The organism is Photorhabdus hainanensis (genome assembly GCF_018448965.1).
Lineage (GTDB): Bacteria > Pseudomonadota > Gammaproteobacteria > Enterobacterales > Enterobacteriaceae > Photorhabdus > Photorhabdus akhurstii.
Genome location: NZ_RCWD01000017.1, coordinates 46,596 through 69,515 on the forward strand (window position 1 = coordinate 46,596; position 22,920 = coordinate 69,515).

The following is a 22,920-nucleotide window of genomic DNA, read 5'->3' on the forward strand; positions in this document are numbered from 1 at the left end:
GGAATGAACCATGACATTAAAAGAGTTAGTGGTTGGTTTTGCCACCCAGGTACGCAGTATTTGGATGATTGGCTTGCATGCCTTTCATAAGCGCGAAACCCAAATGTATCCAGAGGAACCGGTTTATCTGCCGCCCCGTTACCGTGGCCGTATTGTGCTGACGCGCGATCCGGACGGTGAAGAGCGTTGTGTTGCCTGTAACCTGTGTGCGGCGGTTTGCCCGGTGGGATGTATTTCACTGCAAAAAGCTGAACATAAAGATGGTCGTTGGTATCCAGAATTTTTCCGCGTTAACTTCTCACGTTGTATTTTCTGTGGCTTATGTGAAGAAGCTTGCCCGACGACTGCGATCCAATTAACGCCGGATTTCGAAATGGGGGAGTTTAAGCGCCAGGATCTGGTGTATGAAAAAGAGGACCTGACGATTTCAGGTCCGGGTAAATATCCTGATTATAACTTTTACCGTAAGACAGGTATGGCGATTGGCGGCAAATCGAAAGGTGAAGCTGACAATGAAGCGAAACCTATCGACGTTAAAAGCCTGTTGCCGTAAGGAGCGATATTCATGGAATTTACGTTTTATACTGCCGGGCTGATTGCCATATTGGCAACTATCAGGGTGATTACCCATACCAATCCGATACATGCGCTTTTGTATCTGATTGTGTCTCTGCTGGCGCTTTCAGCGGTGTTTTTTTCGCTTGGCGCTTATTTTGCCGGTGCACTAGAGATCATCGTCTACGCCGGGGCCATTATGGTGCTGTTTGTTTTCGTGGTGATGATGCTTAACCTTGGCAAATCTGTTGTTGAACAAGAGCGTGTCTGGTTGAAACCGAGGACTTGGATTGGTCCGGGGATACTGTCAGCGGTGCTGCTTGTTGTGCTGGTGTATACCATTATCAATGTTTCTCATGGCGATATTGCTGACAATATCACCGGTGAAGTTATCAGTGCTAAAGAAGTGGGTATCAGTTTGTTTGGTCCGTATGTATTGGCCGTTGAACTGGCTTCTTTGCTATTACTTGCTGGTATGGTGGTGGCGTATCACATAGGCCGTGAGCATAAACAGGGTGAAGTGCTCAGCAACCGAAATGCGGAGGAACAACCATGATACCTCTTCAACATGGACTGATTTTGGCGGCCATTCTATTTGTGTTGGGCCTGACCGGGCTCATCATTCGCCGTAATCTGTTGTTTATGTTAATTGGGCTCGAAGTGATGATTAATGCTGCGGCTTTGGCCTTTGTTGTGGTAGGCAGCTATTGGGGCCAGCCAGATGGTCAAGTGATGTTTATTTTGGCTATCAGCTTGGCGGCAGCCGAGGCGAGTATTGGCTTGGCGCTGTTATTGCAGCTCTATCGTCGTCGCCAGAATCTGAATATTGATACAGTCAGTGAGATGCGCGGATGAACTTACTCTATTTAACAATTCTGCTGCCACTGCTGGGATTTTTGCTGTTGGCATTTTCCCGTGGCCGCTGGTCTGAAAATACATCAGCCACCATCGGGATTAGTTCTGTTGGTTTGGCTGCGTTAGTTACCTTATGGGTTGCTATCGATTTCAACAGTCAGAATGGTGCGGGTGATCTGGTTTACAGTCAGAACCTGTGGAACTGGATGGAAGTTGGGAATTTCAGTATCCCGTTCACTCTGGTGCTTGATGGTTTATCGCTTACCATGTTGAGTGTGGTGACCGGTGTTGGTTTCCTGATCCATATGTATGCCTCGTGGTATATGCGTGGTGAAGAGGGTTATTCCCGTTTCTTCGCTTATACCAACCTGTTTATCGCCAGCATGGTGATACTGGTTCTGGCAGATAACATGATGCTGATGTATCTCGGTTGGGAAGGGGTAGGTCTGTGCAGTTACCTGCTGATTGGCTTCTACTATACCAACCCGGCGAATGGCGCCGCGGCAATGAAAGCCTTTGTTGTTACCCGTGTGGGTGACGTCTTCCTGGCTATCGGCATGTTCATTCTGTATGACAATCTGGGAACGTTGAACTTCCGCGAGTTGGCGATTTTAGCTCCACAGCATCTGGAAGCCGGTTCTTCGGTGATTACCTGGGCAACCCTGATGATATTGGGTGGAGCGGTAGGTAAATCAGCTCAGTTGCCGTTACAAACCTGGTTGGCCGATGCGATGGCGGGTCCAACGCCGGTTTCCGCGCTGATTCATGCGGCAACGATGGTAACCGCCGGGGTCTACTTGGTCGCGCGTAGCCACGGCCTATTCTTGATGGCGCCGGAAATCCTGCAACTGGTTGGCACTATCGGCGCTATCACGTTGGTGTTGGCAGGTTTTGCTGCGTTAGTGCAAACCGATATTAAGCGTGTATTGGCTTACTCAACCATGAGCCAGATTGGCTACATGTTCCTGGCGTTGGGGGTTCAGGCATGGGATGCGGCAATCTTCCACCTGATGACTCACGCTTTCTTTAAGGCGCTGTTGTTTCTGGCATCGGGTTCCGTCATTCTGGCCTGTCATCATGAGCAGAATATTTTCAAAATGGGAGGATTGCGTAAATCCATTCCGTTGGTTTATGTCTGTTTCTTGGTGGGTGGCGCGGCGTTATCAGCGTTGCCAATCGTCACTGCCGGTTTCTACAGTAAAGATGAAATTCTGTGGGGAGCAATGTCACATGGCCATATCAACCTAATGTTGGCGGGTTTGGCGGGGGCATTTATGACTTCCTTGTATACTTTCCGCATGATTTTCATTGTTTTCCACGGTGAGGCGAAAACAAAAGCCCATCCTGTTAAAGGTATTACCCATCACCTGCCGTTACTGGTATTGCTGGTGCTTTCCACCTTTGTGGGCGCACTGATTGCGCCGCCATTGGCGGGTGTGTTGCCGGGAAGCCATGCAACGGATCACACAGGTAAAATGACCCTGGAAGTGGTTTCTGGCGTGATCGCTGTGGCGGGTATTTTGCTGGCAATGGCACTGTATCTGGGTAAACGTCAGTTGGTGAATGGTGTGGCACAAAGTGCTCCGGGGCGTTTCTTCTCCGTATGGTGGTTTAATGCTTGGGGCTTTGATGTTCTCTATGACTGGGTATTTGTTAAGCCGTTCAAGAACATTACACATGTATTGCGAAACGATCCGCTAAATTCACTGATGAATATTCCTGCGGTGTTATCACGCTGGAGTAACAAAGGTCTTAGTCTGAGTGAAAATGGACAGGTCCGTTGGTACGTTGCCTCTATGGGGTTGGGTGCAGTGCTGGTTTTAGCTCTGCTGCTACTGGTTTAATTTAAGGGATACATTGCGCCATGCTATTACCTTGGCTAATTCTTATGCCCTTCATCGGTGGCCTGTTGAGTTGGCAGGCTGAACGCTTCGGTACCCGTGTACCGCGTTGGATCGCGTTAATTTCGATGGGGTTGACTCTGGTACTCTCTCTGCAACTGTGGTTGCAGGGGGGCTACACCTTGGCTAATCCACAAGGGATACCTCAATGGCAAGAGGAATTTCTTATGCCGTGGATCCCACGTTTTGGCATCAGTATTCACCTTGCTCTGGATGGCTTATCGCTGCTGATGGTGGTGTTGACCGCGCTACTGGGGCTGATGGCTATTCTCTGTTCATGGACGGAAAATCAGCCATATCAGGGCTTTTTCCACTTGAACTTGCTGTGGATCTTGGGTGGTGTGATGGGGGTGTTCCTCGCTATCGACATGTTCCTGTTCTTCTTCTTCTGGGAAATGATGTTGGTACCGATGTACTTCCTGATTGCACTGTGGGGACACAGAGGCTCAGGCGGTAAGACTCGTATCACTGCGGCGACCAAGTTTTTCATTTACACTCAGGCGAGTGGCTTGGTGATGTTAATTGCGATTATGGCATTGGTATTGGTTCACTATAACGGGACAGGCGAGTGGACATTCAGCTATCAAGAACTGCTGAATACACCAATGTCACATACCGTTCAATACTTACTGATGCTCGGTTTCTTCATTGCGTTTGCGGTAAAAATGCCGGTTGTGCCTTTACATGGGTGGTTGCCTGATGCGCACAGTCAGGCGCCAACAGCGGGTTCTGTTGACTTAGCCGGCATCTTGCTGAAAACCGCGGGTTATGGTCTGTTGCGTTTTGCTTTGCCGTTGTTCCCGGAAGCTTCTCATGAGTTCACACCGATTGCGATGTGGTTCGGTGTGCTTGGGATCTTCTATGGCGCATGGATGGCGTTCAGCCAGACAGATATCAAACGCTTGATTGCTTATACCAGTATCTCTCATATGGGGTTTGTGTTAATCGCGATCTATTCTGGCAGCCAGCTTGCTTACCAGGGGGCAATTATTCAGATGATTGCTCATGGTCTGTCAGCCGCAGGTATGTTTATTCTCTGTGGGCAACTTTATGAGCGCTTACATACCCGTGATATGAATCTCATGGGGGGCTTGTGGAAACGTGTGCAGTTCTTGCCTGCGTTATCGCTCTCTTTTGCTGTCGCGACACTGGGAATGCCGGGGACCGGTAACTTCGTCGGTGAATTTATGATCCTGTTTGGTAGTTTTAGTGAATTTCCGTTAATTATAACGATTTCTGTATTTGGTCTGGTCTTCGCCTCTGTTTATGCCCTGTATATGATGCAGCGTGCTTACTACGGTGAGGCAAAATCAGACGAACCACTAAGACGGATGGATATGCGAGAAATATCCATTGTAATGGTGCTGTTGATATTACTGGTGGTGATGGGTTTCTATCCACAACCTATCCTTGATACTTCAGCGGCAGCGATGGATAACATCCAGACCTGGTATTCAGCTTCAATTTCAACTACAAGGCCGTAATTCGCCATGACAATAACTCCTCAACAACTGATCGCGCTGTTACCGCTGTTGATCGTCGGATTGACGGTAGTGGTTGTGATGCTGTCCATTGCGTGGCGACGCGATCACTTTATTAACACCACTCTGACCGTGGTAGGTTTGAATCTGGCTCTGCTGTCTCTCTATTTTGTCGGACAGCAAGAAGCGATGGATGTCACCCCACTGGTTCATGTGGATCGCTATGCTATGCTCTATATCGGTCTCGTGCTGGTTGCGAGTTTAGCAACGACGACTTTCGCCTATTCTTGGTTAGAAAATTATCCAGATAACAAAGAAGAGTTCTATTTGCTGGTGCTAATTGCGACAGTGGGTGGGATTCTTCTGGCTTGTGCAAACCACCTGGCGTCATTGTTTATCGGTATTGAGTTATTAACTTTGCCGCTGTTTGGTTTGATTGGTTATGCATATCGCCAGAAACGCTCTCTGGAAGCGGCTATCAAGTATATGTTGCTGTCTGCGGCAGCCTCTTCTTTCATGCTATTTGGTATAGCGTTGTTATATGCGGAATCAGGCGATCTCTCTTTTGCCGCACTGGGGCATCGTTTGTCTGACAGCTATATCTATCAACCTTTGATACTGTCGGGCTTGGGTATGCTGGTTGTTGGCCTTGGCTTCAAATTATCACTGGTTCCTTTCCATCTCTGGACACCGGATGTTTATCAGGGAGCGCCGGCTCCGGTCTCTACCTTCCTGGCAACAGCCAGCAAGATAGCGATTTTCGCGGTAGTAGTGCGCTTGTTTGTTGAAGCGCCAATGGCGGATAGCGAAGCATTGCGCACGGTATTAACCGTTATTGCCATTGCTTCTATGCTGTTCGGTAACTTGATGGCGTTGACCCAGACAAATATCAAACGTCTGCTTGGTTACTCTTCTATTGCTCACTTGGGTTATTTGTTGGTGGCGCTGGTGGCGGTACAGAATCACCAGCTTTCAGAAGAGACGGTCGGTATCTATCTGGCAGGTTATCTGTTTAGCAGTATCGGCGCATTTGGCGTTGTTAGCCTCATGTCCAGCCCATATAAAGGACCGGATGCAGATTCCCTCTACTCATATCGTGGCTTGTTTTGGCATAAACCTATTCTGTCTGCGGTGATGACGGTGATGATGTTGTCGCTGGCGGGGATACCAATGACATTTGGTTTTATTGGTAAGTTCTACGTCATTGTGTTGGGTGTGAAAGCGGAACTGTGGTGGCTGACGGGGGCTGTGGTGGTAGGTAGTGCTATCGGTTTGTATTACTACCTGCGGGTGATGGTCAGTTTGTACCTGCCTGCGCCAAAGGCCCTTAACCGCGACACGCCAAGGAACTGGGCATCGACTGCCGGCGGGATCGTTGTTCTGGTTTCCGCATTATTGGTATTAGCGCTAGGTATCTGGCCTCAACCGCTGATTGATGTGATACAGCAAGCGAAAATTATTCTCTAAATAGCCAGTCAGTTGTTACGGATTATTTGGAGTATAAAAACCCGGTAAGGTTTGCCCCTACCGGGTTGTTTTTATCTCCTATTTTTTATCTCTTATATAGGAGAATGAGTCTTCTTAGTGCTTAGCTCAGTAGCATTGAGTGATATTGCAATGCCAGATCATCAAGGAAACCCAACTGTTTGTGTATAATCTTGGTTAGATCTTGTTGGTCAATTTTACCATCTATGGTGTTCTGTAATTGTTTGGTAAATATATTCCATGCTTGTTCTAGTTTAGCTGCCTGAAGTAGTAATGTGGTTCTCTCCTTGTCGATTTGGTGCACATCTTCTATACCGGCAATCCGTTGTTCTACTCCTTTTAATTGGATTTTCAGGTCGTCGCAATCTTTGTTTATCTGGTTGATTCGTTCATCCAATTTGGCTCTGGCATCAGCCAATTCTATATATTTCAATCCTTTGGAAATATTGCCCAGAATCTTTTTAGCAATTTCAACTCCCTGCTTAATTGCCTGTTTGATCAGTTCTTTTTTAGGATTGGCTAAATCCAGTTTATCCAGATCGCTGATATTGGGAATATAGTCTTTGAACATGTCAGCCAAATTGTATTGACGGATAACGTCCTGGCTTTCGATGATTTTGTTGCGATCTACAACTAATTTGGCTTTATTCTGCTCTTGTTGCGCAATATCAGCCTGAATCTCTGCTTTTCGTTCTTGTTCCTCTTTCAGACTACCTTCCAGGCGTTCCAAAATCACGACATTGCTCACATCGGCAATCCTACTTGCCATCTGGTTCTCTTCTTTCTGTAAGCTGCGAATAACACCTTTGACATCTTTTTTGAGATTGCGGATATGTTCTGAGCGTGCTTCCAAAAGAGTATTTCGAGTTTCATCATCTAATTCGGGATCTTCCAGTTCTGTATCGATTTCAGTGAGGGTCAGGAAGTAGTCTTGAGGGGGGAGTTGTCTCAGGACAGTTTGCAATTGAGGCACAGAGGCACGAGCTGCTTCGTCGAGGTCACGGCTGTATAAGCTTATCCGTAGTGTTTTTTCCTGAATGATTTCAATGCCTGACTTTTGCTGGTGTGACAGCTGCCAGATATTTTTCACTGCTTGACTCAAGGTTTTTACGTTAATTTCTGGGTAAACAACAGTCTGCTGTGGAAAAGTGATGATCTCACTCATTCTAATACTCCTTTTTTCTATTTCTTATGTCATACGAGAGGAAACAATTAGTTGTAGCGATTTTTGTATTCTTTTAACGCTTCATCGAAAACTCTGACTAATTGTTTAGCGGAGCCTTCTACCTCTTTCCAAGGGCTTATCACTTGCTGGAATTTAGTGATGAAAGAGGTCAGTTTTAGTGCGTCGTTAATCTGAGAGAATTTATCCCTGGAGGCATTGATTTGAGTTAGCATGGATTGCCACATGTAATCTAAATGGTTCAATGCCACTTCTGCATCCAGCAAACGGGTATCAATGTCGCTAAAATCAAGAGATAAAGTGGTAATGGATTTTTGTAGGGCGCGTTTACCTTTAATGTTATCTTCCAGGCTGCGTACTTCTGCGATCAGTTCATTTTTCAGTTTACGTACTTCTTCTGCCTTAGAACCAAAAATACCGCCAGTAATTGCGAGACCTATAATCCCTCCGGCAATACCAGAAAAAGCCAGGCCAACGAATTTATTGTAATCTTGCTTGAGTTGGTCGATTTCCGCTTTCTTTTCGATAATTTTTTCGTCCAAATCTCCGATACTGACTGACATTTTATTGTCTCTCATCAGCTTTCTTTTACTTTCAACTTGTGGTTGCAAGCCCATAGCAATACTGCCATTTGACAGCCTGCCACCGATCAGTTTTAGTTTGAAATCGGATACTTCGTTTTTGACTTTTTCAGTTTTTCGCCGCTGTTTCTCAATATCACTCTTCATGGTGTCGAGGATTTCTACCAGGGCATACGATACTTCTCTGTCTTCGTGAGTATAAGTGATCTCGGAAAGTTGTCTTTTTGAGAGATCTCCCAATCTTCTCTTGATGCGTTCAATAATTGGCATTTCATTGATGATACTGAGTATATTCTCTCCGGCTTCGGTAATTTGTTGACCAATAACTTCCAGGTCAATGCTCTGTTGTAGAACATCTTTTTCTACTTCACTCCAGCTAAGAGAATGGATGCGGATTTCTTCAAACAAGGTGTGAATATCCTCTGGTTCCAGTCCAGCGATATTGACTCTTTGGTAGCCGAGATAGCTCTTCACTTCCTCAAGATTAAAAGGTAGTGATAGGCCCTTCTTGACATACAGTTTGATATTAATCAGGTCTTCTTTGGTAAATATTCCTCCGGGGCGGGCAACACCTTCTTGTTTACCAGTCAGTAATTGCAAGGTAGCCGAGGGAATATCTGTTTCGTTCAGTGTTTTTTCCGCTGGAAGTTGAGCTAATAACATATATTTCTCCATTAATGGTTCTTGCTTTATTGAAAAATTATTAGATACATCAAGGCACAACCGAAAGTCATAATACTCATGTTGTTAAATTAATGTTGTATTTTTTATTGAATAATCTGAATTAAAAATACACATATTTTCGTGGTTGATTGTTGAAAAAATAGTTTTATTTATGAGTTTTATTAAATAATTTTTTGTCGTTTTCATTAATCTTAAATGAAATTGTTTATGATTTTTGTGTATCTAATGTATGGAATTAAATAATATGAATTTTTATTATTTTAGTCATGAAATGTGAAAACAATCTTTTGTTTTTCTTGTTTATATGATTTGAAATTTCATTTTTTAATTGATGTTAATGTAAAAAACATAAAAAATTTTAATGTTGTTTTATGAAAGTTATTTTAAAACAATTAGTTGTGTTGATTTGTGATGTGGGGATAGTGATTTTTACCTTATTAATTTAAAAAGTGGGTAATATAGTTTTTTTATAAAGAATGAGTTAAATGTTTTTTGATTTGTCATTTATGGCATGTTTAAAAAAAGATTGGGCCGTAACCTATTTTTCTGATGTTATTGAATAAAGTCTTTTGTTATTTCTAGATCTATATTTCAATTAAATTGTTAATTATTCACACAATAGGTTGTAATTAACAAATAAGGTGGATTTTTTTATAATTCTATTTTGCTATTGTGAAAATAATATATGTTTTTTTATAGCGCGATTTTTTTATAAAAATAAATATTTATTTCCTGGTTTATAATAACGGTATTTATTTAGTAAATTTTCCGTAGTAAATAAAAGAGTCGTTTTTTTATAAATTGCATCGAAAGAATTGATCATACTAATGAACTTAATATGCCTTATTTAAAGGACAAAACATCTGATGTAGCTTGTTTCAGTATGGGATAATGGCATATTGCTAACAGAATCGAACGAGCATAACTACATAAATAATCAGGGCTTTAATTATTATTAATGCCCCGTATAATCCTACTTTTTATCACGTCTTTTGGGGCGGAAGTGATGAATCAAATTGCTAATGTTGTCGCCGATGTATGCAAGACACTGAATAATAAACAAATTAGCGAAGTTGGTATCCAACAGATTTCATTTCCTCTGCCAGCCGGTTGCAGCGCTTACTGGCTGGAATGGCTGGCAGCGCAGTCTCATTATCCGCAGTTCTATTGGCATCACAGAGAGGGCCATGAAGAGGTCGCTGCTTGTGGGCAAATCTATCTTTTCAGTGATATTGTTTCAGCCGAAAATTTTTTGCACAGAAACCGTCAATTTCCACAGATACGGATCTGGGGGCTGAATGCCTGGGATCGGATTCAACCCGCTCGTATTACGCGATCCGAAGCAGGGGACGCGGGTTATCTGTTTTTACCCCGTATCGAATTACGTCGCTACCGTGACGAAAGCTGTTTGTATTTGAATATAGCTGGCCGACAGGATGTGAGAAATGCACAGGAATTCCTGCAACAGTTAGTTCCGCACCGGGAATTCTCCGCGTTACAGGCAGTGGTAGTGAATGCGGAGAATATGCCGGAACGCGCCCAGTGGTGTGACTTGATTAAGCAGGCTTTGGAAACTATCACCCATCGTAAGATGGAGAAGGTCGTGATGGCGCGTAAGACGCAACTAGTATTGAGTGAATCTTTAGCGGCTGCCCAATTTATGGCAGCGAGTCGCCAGATAAATCACCGTTGTTATCATTTTATGCTGGCGTTTAATCAGCATGAGGCATTTTTGGCGTCTTCACCGGAACGGCTTTACTACCGTAAGCAGACTCAACTTTATACAGAAGCGCTAGCGGGGACGGTCGCCAATTCTGATGATATTCAGTACGCCGAAAAATTAGGGCAATGGTTGCTGGAAGATAAAAAAAACCAACATGAAAACTTGCTCGTTGTTGATGATATTCGCCAGCGTCTTCAAGGTGCTGTGGTTTCTGTCGATGTGGCTCCGCCAGATGTGATTCGTTTGCGAAAAGTCCAGCATTTACGGCGTCGGATCAAGGGAAAATTGAAGAATGCTCGTGATAGTGATTGCTTGCATCGTTTGCAACCAACGGCGGCTGTTGCTGGATTACCTCGTGAAGCGGCGCGTGATTTTATTCGTGATAGCGAACCATTCAGCCGTGATTGGTATGCGGGTTCCGCAGGATATCTTTCCTGTGAACAGAGTGAATTTGCGGTTTCCCTGCGTTGCGCAGAAATTAACAACAATTTACTTTCTCTGTATGCCGGTGCCGGGATTGTGATGGGTTCTGAGCCACAACAGGAGTGGATAGAGATAGAGAATAAAGCTGCCGGGCTGCGCACTTTACTCAAAGGTGAATAGTTGAATGAAAATAATCTCCGATTAAGTGGCAATTCATTGAACTAGGATAAAGAAATAATTAATTGTGCCGTTAGGCTAATAGTCAGCTTTTATAGAAATTCTCTGAGTAAACTATGTCAAACAGCGCATTTAACCGCCGCTGGGCGGAGCTTTTATTGGAAGCACTTACTCGTCATGGATTACGCCATGTTTGCATTGCACCCGGTTCGCGTTCCACGCCTTTGACAATAGCCGCCGCGGCAAATAACAAACTGATTTGTCATACTCATTTTGACGAACGTGGGTTAGGGCATCTGGCACTGGGATTATCCAAAGCAAGTAGAGAGCCGGTTGCCGTTATCGTGACTTCTGGAACCGCGGTGGCAAATCTCTATCCTTCATTAATTGAAGCCAGTTTAACGGGTGAACGAGTGGTTTTCCTTACGGCTGATCGACCGCCAGAATTGATGGATTGTGGCGCGAATCAGGCTATTCGTCAGAATGATATTTTTGCTTCTCATCCATGCCAAACAATCTCTTTGCCAAGGCCGACTGTAGATATAGCGGCAAGTTGGCTGGTTTCTGTCATAGATCATGGTATGGCGAATTTGCGGCATGGGGCTTTGCATATTAATTGCCCATTTGCCGAACCGTTATATAGTAATGAAGAGCCGGCTTATGGTGAGTGGCAGCAGCAGTTAGGCGATTGGTGGAAGAGTAACGAACCTTGGTTAAGCCAGCCAGTGGCTAATGTTGTGGCGGAAGTACCGGATTGGCGCTGTTGGCAACAGAAAAAAGGCGTTGTCTTGGCTGGTCGAATGAGCGCCGAAGAGGGAGTTAGTGTTGCTAAATGGGCAAAGGCATGGGGTTGGCCGCTGATTGGCAATGCGCTTTCACAAACTGGGCAGCCATTGCCTTGTGCCGATTTATGGCTGGATAATCCTCATGCGCAGGAGATTTTAGCGCAAGCGCAACTGGTCGTGCAGTTTGGTTCCAGCTTGATAGGGAAACGCTTGTTACAGTGGCAGGCGAAATGCCAGCCGCAGGAGTTTTGGATTATTGATCCAATACCTGGCCGGCTTGATCCTGCCAATCATCGTGGCAAAAAATTAACCTGCCATATTGCTGACTGGTTACTGGCTCATCCCGCACAGCCGCGTGTGCCGTGGGCGCAATCGCATACATCGTGGGCAGAAGAGCTTGTTTTCTGGTCAGAAAAAGCGGTTAACTGCGTCAGAACAGAGTTGGCAGGGAAATTCGGTGAAGCAACTGTGGCCTATCGATTGCGTGAATTACTGCCTGAACGCGGTCAGTTGTTTGTCGGTAACAGCCTGATTATTCGTTTGATAGATGCGCTGGGGCAATTACCGGCTGGGTATCCGGTTTATAGTAATCGGGGCGCTAGCGGCATTGATGGATTAATTTCCACTGCGGCGGGTGTGCAACGGGCAACAGCAAAGCCCACTTTGGCCGTCATCGGTGATTTATCGGCGCTTTATGATCTCAATAGCTTGGCGCTGTTGCGTCATCCTTCCTCACCCATTGTGTTAATCGTGGTCAATAATAACGGCGGGCAAATTTTTTCTTTACTACCAACCCCGGAAGAAGCAAGGCAACGTTTTTACTGTATGCCCCAGCAGGTTGATTTTGATCATGCTGCGGCGATGTTCGGCTTGAAATATGCCAGCCCACAAAGTTGGATGGAGTTGCAGCAAGGTATTGAACAGGCATGGCAACAAAATGAAACCACGCTGATTGAGCTGAAAGTGCCGGAGAGAGAAGGGGCTGAATGTTTGCAACAACTGTTAAAACAGGTGGCGATGTTGTGAGTCTGGCTTGTCGCAAGTTCAATAGTCACAATGACCGCCCTTGGCTGGTGTGGTTGCATGGATTATTAGGCTGTAGTGATGAATGGCTGCCGTTAGTGAATCTGTGCGCTCAACATCCCTCATTGGTCATCGATCTGCCCGGTCACGGTGATTCTACTGACGTGCAGGTAAAAGATCTCATGGATATGAGTTGTCTTTTATCTGAAACATTGGCAGAACAGCAAATTAGTAAATATTGGCTGATGGGCTACTCCTTAGGAGGCCGTATTGCTATGTATCATGCCAGTTATGGTGATATGCGGGGATTATGTGGGTTACTGATCGAAGGAGGAAATCCCGGATTGTTTTCCCAACAGGAGCGGAATAATCGTCTCGAACATGATAGAAATTGGGCCGGACGTTTTCGTTCTCAGCCGATTGAACAGGTTTTATCTGATTGGTATCAGCAGCCGGTTTTTTCTGATCTATTACCTGAACAGCGTCAGCGATTGATCAAAGTACGCCGTCATAATAATGGCGATGGTGTGGCTAATATGCTGGAAAACACCTCGCTTGGACATCAACCTTGGTTAGTACCTGTACTACAACAATTGAGATTACCTTTTGTTTATCTGTGCGGCGAAAATGATAAGAAATTCCAGCAATTGGCAAAACATTGCGCCTTGCCGCTGCAAACCATTCCACATGTTGGGCATAATGCTCACCGAGCGAACGCGGTGGCGTTTGCTGCGGTAGTAAACCATTTTTTATCACTCTTTAATGTATAAGGAATACGAATATGATTTACCCGAGCGAAGAAGAACTTTATGCCCCAATTGTATGGCAGGACTACTCCGAAGGGTTTGAAGATATTTTTTATCACAAATCCACCGATGGTATGGCTAAAATCACCATTAATCGCCCGCAAGTACGCAACGCATTCCGGCCATTGACGGTTAAAGAGATGATGCTGGCGTTGGATGATGCCCGTTATGATGACAATATCGGTGTGATAATCCTGACGGGTAGAGGTGAAAAAGCTTTTTGTGCTGGTGGTGATCAAAAAGTCCGCGGCGATCATGGTGGTTATAAAGATGACAACGGCATGCATCACCTGAATGTCTTGGATTTCCAGCGCCAGATTCGCACTTGTCCAAAACCCGTCGTTGCTATGGTTGCTGGATATGCGATTGGTGGTGGTCATGTACTGCATTTGGTGTGTGATCTGACCATTGCGGCTGATAACGCTATTTTCGGTCAGACTGGGCCTAAAGTGGGTTCTTTTGACGGCGGTTGGGGAGCATCTTACATGGCACGGATTGTTGGTCAGAAAAAAGCCCGCGAAATTTGGTTCTTGTGTCGTCAATATGATGCTAAACAAGCGTTGGAGATGGGGCTGGTTAACACAGTTGTGCCTTATGCGGATCTGGAAAAAGAGACTGTTCGCTGGTGTCGTGAAATGCTGAAAAATAGCCCAATGGCCCTGCGCTGCTTAAAAGCGGCTCTAAATGCGGATTGTGATGGTCAGTCTGGATTGCAGGAGCTGGCAGGTAACGCCACCATGCTTTTCTATATGACAGAAGAGGGGCAGGAGGGGCGTAATGCATTCGTTGAGAAACGCCACCCTGATTTTAGTAAATTTAAACGTAATCCATAATGCGTACTGCAACTTTATATCGGTTCAGATTGCCAATGGAGGCAGGCGTTATCCTGCGATATCAGCGGCTTAAAACTCGTGATGGTTTTTTGATTCATTTACAGGAAAATGGTCAACAGGGATGGGGTGAAATTGCACCACTACCGGAATTCAGCAAAGAAACAGTTGAACAGGCAGGTGAAGCTGCGGTGGCATGGCTAAAACGGTGGCGCCTTGGCGCTGAACCTGATGAAAGTGAATTACCTTCTGTCGCATTTGGGATTAGCTGCGCATTAGCTGAATTGCAGGGTAAATTACCGCAAGATGCTGACTACCGGAAAGCGCCACTGTGTAATGGCGATCCTGATGAACTGATTGTTCGTCTCAGTAACATGAGTGGGCAAAAAGTCGCCAAAGTGAAAATCGGGCTGTATGAAGCTGTACGTGATGGCATGGTCGTTAACGTTTTGCTGGAAGCGATACCGGATTTGTCTTTGCGGCTGGATGCTAACCGTAGTTGGAGCCGTGCTAAAGCGGACAGTTTCGCTAAGTATGTCAATCCTGATTACCGCCACCGCATTGCCTTTTTGGAAGAACCTTGTCAAACCCCGGAACAATCACTCGCTTTTGCCCGTGATACAGGGATCGCCATTGCATGGGATGAAAGCGTTCGTGATGAAGGTTTTAACGTAGCGGCACAAGCAGGGGTGACAGCTATTGTGATAAAACCCACTCTGATAGGAAGCCTTGCCCGTTGCTGTCAGTTGATTTCAGCCGCGCACAATGCGGGATTGGAGGCGGTGATCAGCTCCAGTATTGAAACCAGCTTTGGTTTGACTCAGCTTGCCCGTATTGCTCATTGGCTGACGCCAGCGACTATTCCTGGACTGGATACGTTGGAATTGATTCAGTCTCAGTTAGTACGCCGTTGGTTGGGTAGCATGATGCCAGTAACAGGATTGGACGAGTTAGAAATCGCATGGCGCAGTTAAATTCATTTACCCAGTGGCCGTGGCGCTACTGGGCATCGTTTAGCCCTGAAAATATGGCTGTTAAGTTGTATGATCGTTCTCTAACCTGGCAGCAATTAGCTATCTCTTTGGATACGATAGCGGCTAATTTTCGTCAGCAGGGGGTAGTTGAAGGCAGTGGCGTCATGCTGAGAGGGAAGAATAGCGAAGAGATGCTGTTTTGTTATCTCGCGGCGTTACAGTGTGGTGCGCGGGTATTGCCGTTGAATCCTCAATTGCCTGAAATGCTCTTGGCTCAATTACTGCCGCATTTGAATATCGATTTCGTGGCTGATTTTTGTGATGACAGTTTGCCTGTGATGGATGCCAGATCCCTCGATTGGAAAAGTGAACCACTGAATTCTGGCGATAATTCAGTGGCATGGGATGCTATGCGCCCGGCCAGTATGATACTGACCTCTGGCTCTTCCGGGGTGCCTAAAGCGGCTGTTCACTCGATTCATGCTCATCTTGCCAGTGCGCAAGATGTACTTTCAGCAATCGATTTTCAGCAGCAAGATAGCTGGTTGCTTTCATTGCCGTTGTTTCATGTATCTGGTCAGGGGATCATTTGGCGCTGGTTAATCAAAGGGGCTTCTTTAGTAATAAGAAATACCAGTCTGTTAGAGCACGCTTTAGCCGATTGCACCCACGCGTCATTAGTTCCAACTCAGCTTTGGCGGTTACTGGAGCCGCCACAAAATCAGTCACTGAATTTGAAAGAAGTACTTTTGGGTGGATCAATGATCCCCATTGAATTGACTCAAAAAGCGGAGCAGCAAGGTATTCGCTGTTGGTGTAGTTATGGTTTGACCGAGCTGGCTTCAACCGTATGCATTAAACGGGCAGACTATCTTCCCGGTGTCGGCAATCCCTTACCGGGCAAAGAAATTCGGCTGATAAATGAAGAAATTCAGATTCGTTCTGGCAGCCTCGCTAACGGATATTGGCTGGATGGTAAATTACAACCATTGACTGATCATGATGGCTGGTTTCATACCCGTGATCGAGGAGTGAGACAAAATGGTGAGTTGCGAATACTTGGCCGGATGGATAATCAATTTTTCAGTGGTGGAGAAGGGATTCAGCCGGAAGATATTGAACGGGTGATTAATACTTATCCACAGGTCGCGCAAAACTTCATTGTTCCCGTACCCGACCCTGAATTTGGTTATCGCCCTGTCGCGGTGATAGACAGTAATTCATCTGAGGTCATTGATACATTGCCTGAATGGTTGATTGGTAAACTGGCTTCTTTTCAGCGCCCGGTAGCTTACTATCTGTTACCTAAACAGTTTAAAAATAACGGCATTAAAATTTCCCGTCAGCAAATTAAAAAATGGGTGATGGATTTACCCAGTTTTTCTTGAACTATGTCGCTCAAGCTATCATAATGATAGATATCTTTTTGATAGGAGATTTCATGGAAGAAAATGGATTGCCTATAATCAGAGAATTTCCTCTGAATTCTGTATCAGCAAAGAGAATTATCAGTGAGTTAGCTGAGAATCACACGGGGCGTATTAAATATACTCATCATGTTAAACAAAGAATGGTTGAGCGAGGAGTGACGACTCGGCAAATCATTAACGTATTAAAGAGCCGACATAATCATATAACAGAGCAACCACATCAAACGGCGAGTGGTGATTGGAAATTCAATCTTCAAGGCATTGCGGCGGGAGAATTGATCGAAGTCGTTATTGTTTTAAAAAGATGTGAGTATGACCCGTCTTGTTTTGTGATTACGGTAATAGTTAAATAAGGATAATATTATGTATCATTATGTTGAAAGTGGATTATCAAATATTTGGTTAGCGAATGGATTTCAACAGGAAATAACTGATGGTGAAGTTTATATCAGTATCGACAATCTTGATGAATTGCATCGTTTAATTGCTAAGGTATTAGTTTCACTGAAACGCCCACTGTCAGCAGAAGAAGTTCGTTTTTTACGTATTGAAATGAATATGTCGCAAAAGCTCTTGTCTAACTTGTTGGGCGTTGATATCCAGACAATTGCTCGTTGGGAAAAGGGGCAATCTGGTATTCCAAGGGTTGCCGATGTTGCTTTACGTTCTCTCTACACAGAATCAATTGATGAGCAAAGTTATATTGGTGACATGCTGAGAAAGTTGTCAGAAACCAGTATCCAGCAGCAAGCAGAAAAATTGGTTTTTGCTGAAAAAAATAATATGTGGCAAAAGCTGGCATGATGAAAATATTCAATTGAACACTTCGTACTGCCCATTATTTATCGTGTAATAATGGGCAGAGATGGTTAAAAAACTGTGTTGTTAGACATTATCCTTTCATTTTTTTCAGCGCGTTTTCAACACCGGCGCCATATTCTGGGTGAACTTTTCTAAATAGCTCAACCTGACGACGTTGAGTATCTTCATGTGCTTGTGATAGCTCACTGGCGATACGATCAAACATACGTTGATGCTCTTTACTGTTTATTAACATAAACAGTTTACGAGGCTGGCTGAAATAATCTTCATCTTGACGATGGTTCCAGTGGTCGGCATCTCCTTCTAAAGCTAATGATGGATGTTTGAATTCAGGTTGTTCCTGGAACAATCCTGCATTGTTTGGTTCATAAGTTACCGTGTTTCCGCTGTTGCCATCGACACGCATTGCCCCATCACGGTGGTAATTATGGAACGGACAACGAGGTGTATTGACCGGAATTTGATGGTGGTTAACGCCAAGACGGTAACGTTGAGCATCACCATAAGAGAACAGACGGCCTTGTAACATCTTATCAGGAGAGAAACTGATACCCGGCACGACATTAGCGGGGTTGAAAGCTGCCTGTTCAACGTCTGAGAAATAGTTATCAGGATTACGGTTTAGCTCGAAATAACCGACATCAATCATCGGGTAGTCGCCGTGAGGCCATACTTTGGTCAAATCAAATGGGTTGTACGGTAACAGATTAGCTTCTTTCTCTGGCATGATTTGAACTTTTAATTTCCAGCGTGGATAATCTCCTTGCTCAATTGCTGCAAACAAATCACGCTGAGAACTTTCACGATCTTTACCCACCAGCGCTTCTGCCTCTTCGTCCATCAGGTTTTTAATGCCTTGCTGACAACGGAAATGGAATTTCACCCAGAAACGTTCATTATCTGCGTTGATAAAGCTGAAAGCATGGCTACCAAAACCGTGCATATGACGGAAAGATTTAGGTACGCCACGGTCACTGAAATCAATGGTTAATTGGTGCAGTGTTTCAGGTTGATGAGAGAGAAAATCCCATTTATAGGCAGGATTGCGTAAATTAGTGTGGGGATCGCGTTTAACAACATGGTTAAGATCTGGGAACTTCAGTGGATCACGAAGATAGAATATCGGGGTGTTGTTGCCGACTAAATCCCAGTTACCTTCTTCAGTATAGAACTTAAGCGCAAAACCACGAATGTCACGTTCAGCATCTGCTGCGCCGCGCTCACCGGCGACGGTTGAGAAACGGGCAAACATCTCGGTTTTTTTGCCTATTTCAGAAAAAATCTTAGCTCGGGTGTACTTAGTAATATCGTGAGTAACCACAAAAATGCCATGAGCTCCAGAACCTTTGGCATGCATACGGCGTTCTGGGATCACTTCACGATCAAAATGGGCAAGCTTTTCTAAGAACCAAACATCTTGTAACAACATAGGACCACGTTGACCCGCGGTCATGACATTATTGTTGTCAACGACAGGGGCGCCAGCATTCGTTGTAAGTCCTCTCTTTTTCATCACACTTCTCCTGTTTTACATGAAAAAAAACAGCGGAATCGCTGATTAAGAAAAATGTTCTGGTCAATGGCGAAATGCAAATATTGTGTTTTTTTATAATTTATTTATTATTTTATTATTTACTATTTAATTTGAAATTATTTATATAGTTAATTATTAAGTACGTGAAATGAAGAATTCACACATATTTAGTAAGTATAGATGATTCATTTCTTTTTGTTGTCTATCGGTTTAGTTGTATTTACGTAAGATGTGTAACATTAAGTAAATAAAGAGGAAATGTAATGAAGATTTATCTTGCTGCGGTAGCGACCGGTTTGTTGTTCATTGCTGAATCTGCGAATGCAATTTCCGTGAATGTTCAGGCTGGTCGTCATTTCACCAATACTTCTGCGGCAATTGGTGATAACAGTGCTGGGTTATCTTTTAACGGCAACTGGGCTCGTAGTGATCATAACGGTCAGTTGGGAAGTTTGGGAACCGCATTTAGTCTGCCTGTTGGTCCATTGACGGCCAGCATTGGCGGTAAGGCCCTCTACTTATCCCCTAAAGATGGGAAAAATGGTGAGGCATTAGCGGTAGGTGTGGGTTTGAGTTGGACTGTTATGCCCTCTTTAGCTCTGTACGGTGAAGTTTACGGCGCGCCATCCCGATTAACTTCGGGTATTAATTCTTATGCTGAGGCTGCTGGTGGCTTACGTTTTACCGTATTTAAACCGTTGACAGTGGATGCAGGTTATCGGGTTATGAACATGAAAGGGAAAGAGGGAAACAGAGATAACAAATTGGCTGATGGATTTTATATCGGTGCCGGTTTGAATTTTTAATTTACTTTTTCCATGCCGTCCGCACCATTTCTGATGCGGACAGTTTCGACTTCCAATTAGCCCACTTCTGGCAATAAACCACTGACAATCCCTATTTGGATAGTAATTACCGTAATTCCGCAAAGAAATATCAGAATCAAAACGGGTTTTCCGCCTTTTACCCGATAGGCTCTTTGCTCAATTTGGCGGCTGCGCCATGCCAGCATGGAAGGCAGTAACAAGGCGAGAATAGAGAGTGCTACTGCGGCGAAAGTTAACGCCATAACAAAGTTTGGATAGTATAAGGAGCAAAGCAACGGTGGAACAAAAGTGATGATGCCGGTTTGCAGGCGGCCTGTCGCATTATTACGGCGTTTGAACAGATCTGCCATGTAATCAAACAAACCTAAGGAGACCCCAAGAAATGAGGTTGCCAGCGCCAAGTCAGCAAACAGACGGACCGCAAGCTCTACACGAGGCGTCGCGACAACTTCTCTCACCGCTTTTAGCAGCCCATTCAGCCCTGATTGCTCCGCTAAGATCCCGACAAAAGTGTGGGAAGAGATTGCGCCCAGTGTAGCTAATTGCCATAGAATGTAGGCAGTCAGTGGGATAGCACTGCCGATAACAAATATTTTGCGTAACTTTTGGGTATCGCCTCCCATATAATTCACAATACTTGGCACACTGCCGTGAAAACCAAAAGAGGTGAATACCACGGGAATAGCCGATAATACCAAACCCTGTTCCAAAGGCATTGACATCAGATTAGTGCTTTTGATGTGGGGCATCATGACGGTCAGCATAATAACCAGGAAGATGATTTTTGCAGTAAATAGCAGGCGGTTAATCATATCGACGGATTGAGTGCCGATAGTGACAACACAACCTGCGACAAGGGTGAAAATCAGTACGCCAAATGAAACAGATATGGGTTTACCCAGCCATGAAGAGAGGCTGCCTGACAACAACTCACCGGCGCCACTGATATAAGCGGTTGTCAGGGCATACATGAGGAAGAGCATACTGAAACCGGTGAGCCATTGGCCTCCTCGACCAAGATAACGTTTTGCCAGCGTTCCCAGGCCCATATCAGCCGGGCTGTATTGATAAACTTCCACCAGCAATAAAGCGGTATAGCTCATCAAAACCCAAAGAGCGACTAACATCACAAAGGTTGTTCCAAAACCGACACCGGCTGCTGCCAGCGGCATCGCCAGCATTCCTGCGCCAATTGTCGTGCCCGCTACGATAAAAATACTGCCAAGAGTACGATTCTTCACGCTTTCCCCTAGTTTATGAACTGATTGAAATCGTTATGGAAAGGCAGGCTAAAGGAATAATTTATTTATGTCAAATTAAGGTTACACTTAGTGTAAATAAATAATTACAATTGCGTTTTTGCATGATCCTAAATTATGTATTTCATTAAATATAAAAAGTTATTTATTCTATTGAGTATTTAAAAAACCAGACTTTATTCACACTTAAATAATATAATTTTTTATTTTCATCTAGATTACCAATTAAAATAAGACGTTATTCATTATTTTAACAATTAACGCATGGTGAAATAAAAATTATCAATGGAAAGAATAACTGTTTGTTTTAGGACATTAGTTGTATCTGTTCTGTTCGCTATGTCGGGGCAAGCTTATGCTTCAGAGTTTATTGGCCCGGCGGATCAAGAGGTTATCACTCAACAACAGAAAGAGTTATTGCAGCAGGCTCAACAGCAGCGGGAGGCGTTACTTAACAACATCACTTTGTCTCCAGATTTAGAACCCGAAACTGATGGCGCTAAATCTGTTTGTCATACCGTTCACCATATTCAACTTGAAGGTGTTGAAAGCCTTTCCCAATCAGTACGGGAAAAGTTAATACAGCCTTATTTGTCCCGTTGCTTAACCTTGTCAGATATTAATGAACTGGTGCGTAAAGTATCGAATGCCTATATCGAGCGAGGTTATGTCACTTCTCAGGCTGGACTCAGAGCACAGGATGATGAGCCTGATAAATGGTTTGGAAGTGTAGACTTGTATAACTCCAATTATGTTAATAAAACAAGACAAGTTTACTCTGTTAATATGTCTTCATCGTCTATTATTAGTTCAGGTGGTAATGCCTATATAAATTCGTTAATCATAAATAACAAGTGAAGTAATATTGAAGCTAAGGGTGATTTATTTTTGACTGGAGGTTCATTGAATAATGAGAGTTTAAGTTTTGGAACAATGAATGGGTATGGTGTATATGATTTAGATATTCCTGAACCTATATTTCCAAGAAGTCAAATTTTTGAAGCCAAAAAATCAAATAACTTATATACATGGATAGAAGGAACTCATAAAAGAGCTGAAATAAAGGCTGGGGGTAATCTGGTCGCTGATTTCAGAGATTTGATAAATATTCAGAGTTCGTTGCCAGTTGGGAATAAAAACCCGTCTGAAGTGACTGTAACTGCCCGACCTGACACATTATCAGCAAAAAACATTTTGCTTCACGCAGGTAAAATTAATATTACTGATAAACTAAAGGCGACTGATGGGTTAAATATTATTTCCGAGAATGATATTAATCTTAATAATGCCGCATTGGTTTCGTCAAATAGTTTATCGATGACAGCGGCTAATAACATTAATGCTTTGCAAGGTGAATTAAAAGGAAAGGATGTAACTATTATCAGTCGCAGTGGGGATATTCGATTTCAAAGTAGTAGTAAACCAGAATATTTTAATCCTGATAATACGCGTAAAATAAGCAGCTTGGAAGCTACTGGTGATTTACTCTTACATGCAGGTAAAAATATTCTTCTTCGCAATATTTTCTTAACGAAAAGTCATAATATTTCTTTAACTGCAAATCATGATAAATAAGATTTCA

21 protein-coding genes are annotated in these 22,920 nt (G+C 44.0%); 17 read left to right on the forward strand and 4 right to left on the reverse strand.

Translation table 11 applies throughout. From position 1 onward, the window contains the following. Window positions 1–10 precede the first annotated feature (10 nt). Genes nuoI through nuoN form a run of 6 tightly spaced genes read left to right on the forward strand, consistent with a single transcriptional unit; the run spans window position 11 to window position 6,259 of the window. Window positions 11–553, forward strand: a complete 543-nt coding sequence (nuoI, locus tag EAE92_RS12250) for an NADH-quinone oxidoreductase subunit NuoI (protein WP_036811918.1) — start codon at window positions 11–13, stop codon at window positions 551–553. Window positions 554–565: 12 nt separating this feature from the next. After that, on the forward strand, window positions 566–1,111 hold the full coding sequence (gene nuoJ / locus EAE92_RS12255) for an NADH-quinone oxidoreductase subunit J (protein WP_036781359.1): 546 nt from the start codon (window positions 566–568) through the stop codon (window positions 1,109–1,111). Further along, window positions 1,108–1,410, forward strand: a complete 303-nt coding sequence (gene nuoK, locus EAE92_RS12260; protein WP_011147297.1) for an NADH-quinone oxidoreductase subunit NuoK — start codon at window positions 1,108–1,110, stop codon at window positions 1,408–1,410. The genes nuoJ and nuoK overlap by 4 nt, the downstream gene beginning before the upstream one ends. Continuing rightward, a complete protein-coding gene (gene nuoL, locus EAE92_RS12265; protein ID WP_040152050.1) occupies window positions 1,407–3,254 on the forward strand; it encodes an NADH-quinone oxidoreductase subunit L in 1,848 nt (615 codons plus the stop codon). The genes nuoK and nuoL overlap by 4 nt, the downstream gene beginning before the upstream one ends. 20 nt (window positions 3,255–3,274) lie before the next feature. Next, window positions 3,275–4,795 carry an NADH-quinone oxidoreductase subunit M gene (nuoM, locus tag EAE92_RS12270; protein ID WP_214068281.1) on the forward strand — a complete coding sequence of 507 codons (1,521 nt, stop codon included), beginning with the start codon at window positions 3,275–3,277 and terminating at the stop codon, window positions 4,793–4,795. 6 nt (window positions 4,796–4,801) lie between these two features. Continuing rightward, window positions 4,802–6,259, forward strand: a complete 1,458-nt coding sequence (nuoN, locus tag EAE92_RS12275; protein ID WP_036811909.1) for an NADH-quinone oxidoreductase subunit NuoN — start codon at window positions 4,802–4,804, stop codon at window positions 6,257–6,259. Between the two features lie 121 nt (window positions 6,260–6,380). On the opposite strand, the gene EAE92_RS12280 is transcribed toward nuoN, so the two are convergent. Both EAE92_RS12280 and EAE92_RS12285 read right to left on the reverse strand, forming a co-directional pair. Continuing rightward, the gene (locus tag EAE92_RS12280) at window positions 6,381–7,442 is read right to left on the reverse strand and encodes an alpha-xenorhabdolysin family binary toxin subunit B (protein WP_214068282.1); all 1,062 of its coding nucleotides are present in this window, start codon (window positions 7,440–7,442) and stop codon (window positions 6,381–6,383) included. Window positions 7,443–7,489: 47 nt separating this feature from the next. Next, window positions 7,490–8,716: an alpha-xenorhabdolysin family binary toxin subunit A gene (locus EAE92_RS12285; RefSeq protein ID WP_214068283.1), complete on the reverse strand. Its 1,227-nt coding sequence runs from the start codon at window positions 8,714–8,716 to the stop codon at window positions 7,490–7,492. Window positions 8,717–9,731: 1,015 nt separating this feature from the next. Between EAE92_RS12285 and menF the strand changes: the two genes are divergently transcribed. From menF to EAE92_RS12325, 8 genes are all read left to right on the forward strand, one after another. Beyond that, window positions 9,732–11,051 carry an isochorismate synthase MenF gene (gene menF / locus EAE92_RS12290; RefSeq protein WP_214068284.1) on the forward strand — a complete coding sequence of 440 codons (1,320 nt, stop codon included), beginning with the start codon at window positions 9,732–9,734 and terminating at the stop codon, window positions 11,049–11,051. Window positions 11,052–11,164: 113 nt separating this feature from the next. Next, the gene (menD, locus tag EAE92_RS12295) at window positions 11,165–12,859 is read left to right on the forward strand and encodes a 2-succinyl-5-enolpyruvyl-6-hydroxy-3-cyclohexene-1-carboxylic-acid synthase (RefSeq protein ID WP_214068285.1); all 1,695 of its coding nucleotides are present in this window, start codon (window positions 11,165–11,167) and stop codon (window positions 12,857–12,859) included. Next, window positions 12,820–13,626: a 2-succinyl-6-hydroxy-2,4-cyclohexadiene-1-carboxylate synthase gene (menH, locus tag EAE92_RS12300; RefSeq protein WP_246545160.1), complete on the forward strand. Its 807-nt coding sequence runs from the start codon at window positions 12,820–12,822 to the stop codon at window positions 13,624–13,626. The genes menD and menH overlap by 40 nt, the downstream gene beginning before the upstream one ends. An 11-nt stretch (window positions 13,627–13,637) precedes the next feature. Beyond that, on the forward strand, window positions 13,638–14,495 hold the full coding sequence (menB, locus tag EAE92_RS12305) for a 1,4-dihydroxy-2-naphthoyl-CoA synthase (protein ID WP_214068286.1): 858 nt from the start codon (window positions 13,638–13,640) through the stop codon (window positions 14,493–14,495). Continuing rightward, the gene (menC, locus tag EAE92_RS12310; protein ID WP_214068287.1) at window positions 14,495–15,466 is read left to right on the forward strand and encodes an o-succinylbenzoate synthase; all 972 of its coding nucleotides are present in this window, start codon (window positions 14,495–14,497) and stop codon (window positions 15,464–15,466) included. Before menB ends, menC begins: the two co-directional genes overlap by 1 nt. Then, entirely contained in the window at window positions 15,454–16,854 is a 1,401-nt protein-coding gene (gene menE, locus EAE92_RS12315) for an o-succinylbenzoate--CoA ligase (protein ID WP_214068288.1), read from the forward strand. Before menC ends, menE begins: the two co-directional genes overlap by 13 nt. A 53-nt stretch (window positions 16,855–16,907) precedes the next feature. Beyond that, window positions 16,908–17,249, forward strand: a complete 342-nt coding sequence (locus EAE92_RS12320; RefSeq protein ID WP_036812032.1) for a DUF4258 domain-containing protein — start codon at window positions 16,908–16,910, stop codon at window positions 17,247–17,249. Between the two features lie 10 nt (window positions 17,250–17,259). After that, window positions 17,260–17,700 (forward strand): helix-turn-helix domain-containing protein, encoded by a 441-nt coding sequence (locus EAE92_RS12325; RefSeq protein ID WP_036811885.1) that lies wholly within the window; start codon window positions 17,260–17,262, stop codon window positions 17,698–17,700. An 88-nt stretch (window positions 17,701–17,788) separates the two neighbouring features. Here the strand turns inward: EAE92_RS12325 and EAE92_RS12330 are convergent, their stop codons facing one another. Then, window positions 17,789–19,231, reverse strand: a complete 1,443-nt coding sequence (locus EAE92_RS12330) for a catalase (RefSeq protein WP_040152034.1) — start codon at window positions 19,229–19,231, stop codon at window positions 17,789–17,791. A gap of 284 nt (window positions 19,232–19,515) precedes the next feature. Here EAE92_RS12330 and EAE92_RS12335 point away from each other — a divergent pair, with 284 nt between their 5' ends. Continuing rightward, on the forward strand, window positions 19,516–20,058 hold the full coding sequence (locus tag EAE92_RS12335) for a YfaZ family outer membrane protein (protein ID WP_214068290.1): 543 nt from the start codon (window positions 19,516–19,518) through the stop codon (window positions 20,056–20,058). 56 nt (window positions 20,059–20,114) lie between these two features. Here the strand turns inward: EAE92_RS12335 and tyrP are convergent, their stop codons facing one another. Next, the gene (tyrP, locus tag EAE92_RS12340) at window positions 20,115–21,260 is read right to left on the reverse strand and encodes a tyrosine transporter TyrP (RefSeq protein WP_246545165.1); all 1,146 of its coding nucleotides are present in this window, start codon (window positions 21,258–21,260) and stop codon (window positions 20,115–20,117) included. A gap of 363 nt (window positions 21,261–21,623) precedes the next feature. Here tyrP and EAE92_RS12345 point away from each other — a divergent pair, with 363 nt between their 5' ends. Both EAE92_RS12345 and EAE92_RS12350 read left to right on the forward strand, forming a co-directional pair. Beyond that, window positions 21,624–22,196, forward strand: coding sequence for a POTRA domain-containing protein (locus EAE92_RS12345; RefSeq protein ID WP_246545161.1), 573 nt, complete (start codon window positions 21,624–21,626; stop codon window positions 22,194–22,196). Between the two features lie 45 nt (window positions 22,197–22,241). Continuing rightward, window positions 22,242–22,913: a hypothetical protein gene (locus EAE92_RS12350; protein ID WP_214068292.1), complete on the forward strand. Its 672-nt coding sequence runs from the start codon at window positions 22,242–22,244 to the stop codon at window positions 22,911–22,913. The last annotated feature ends 7 nt before the right edge of the window (window positions 22,914–22,920 follow it).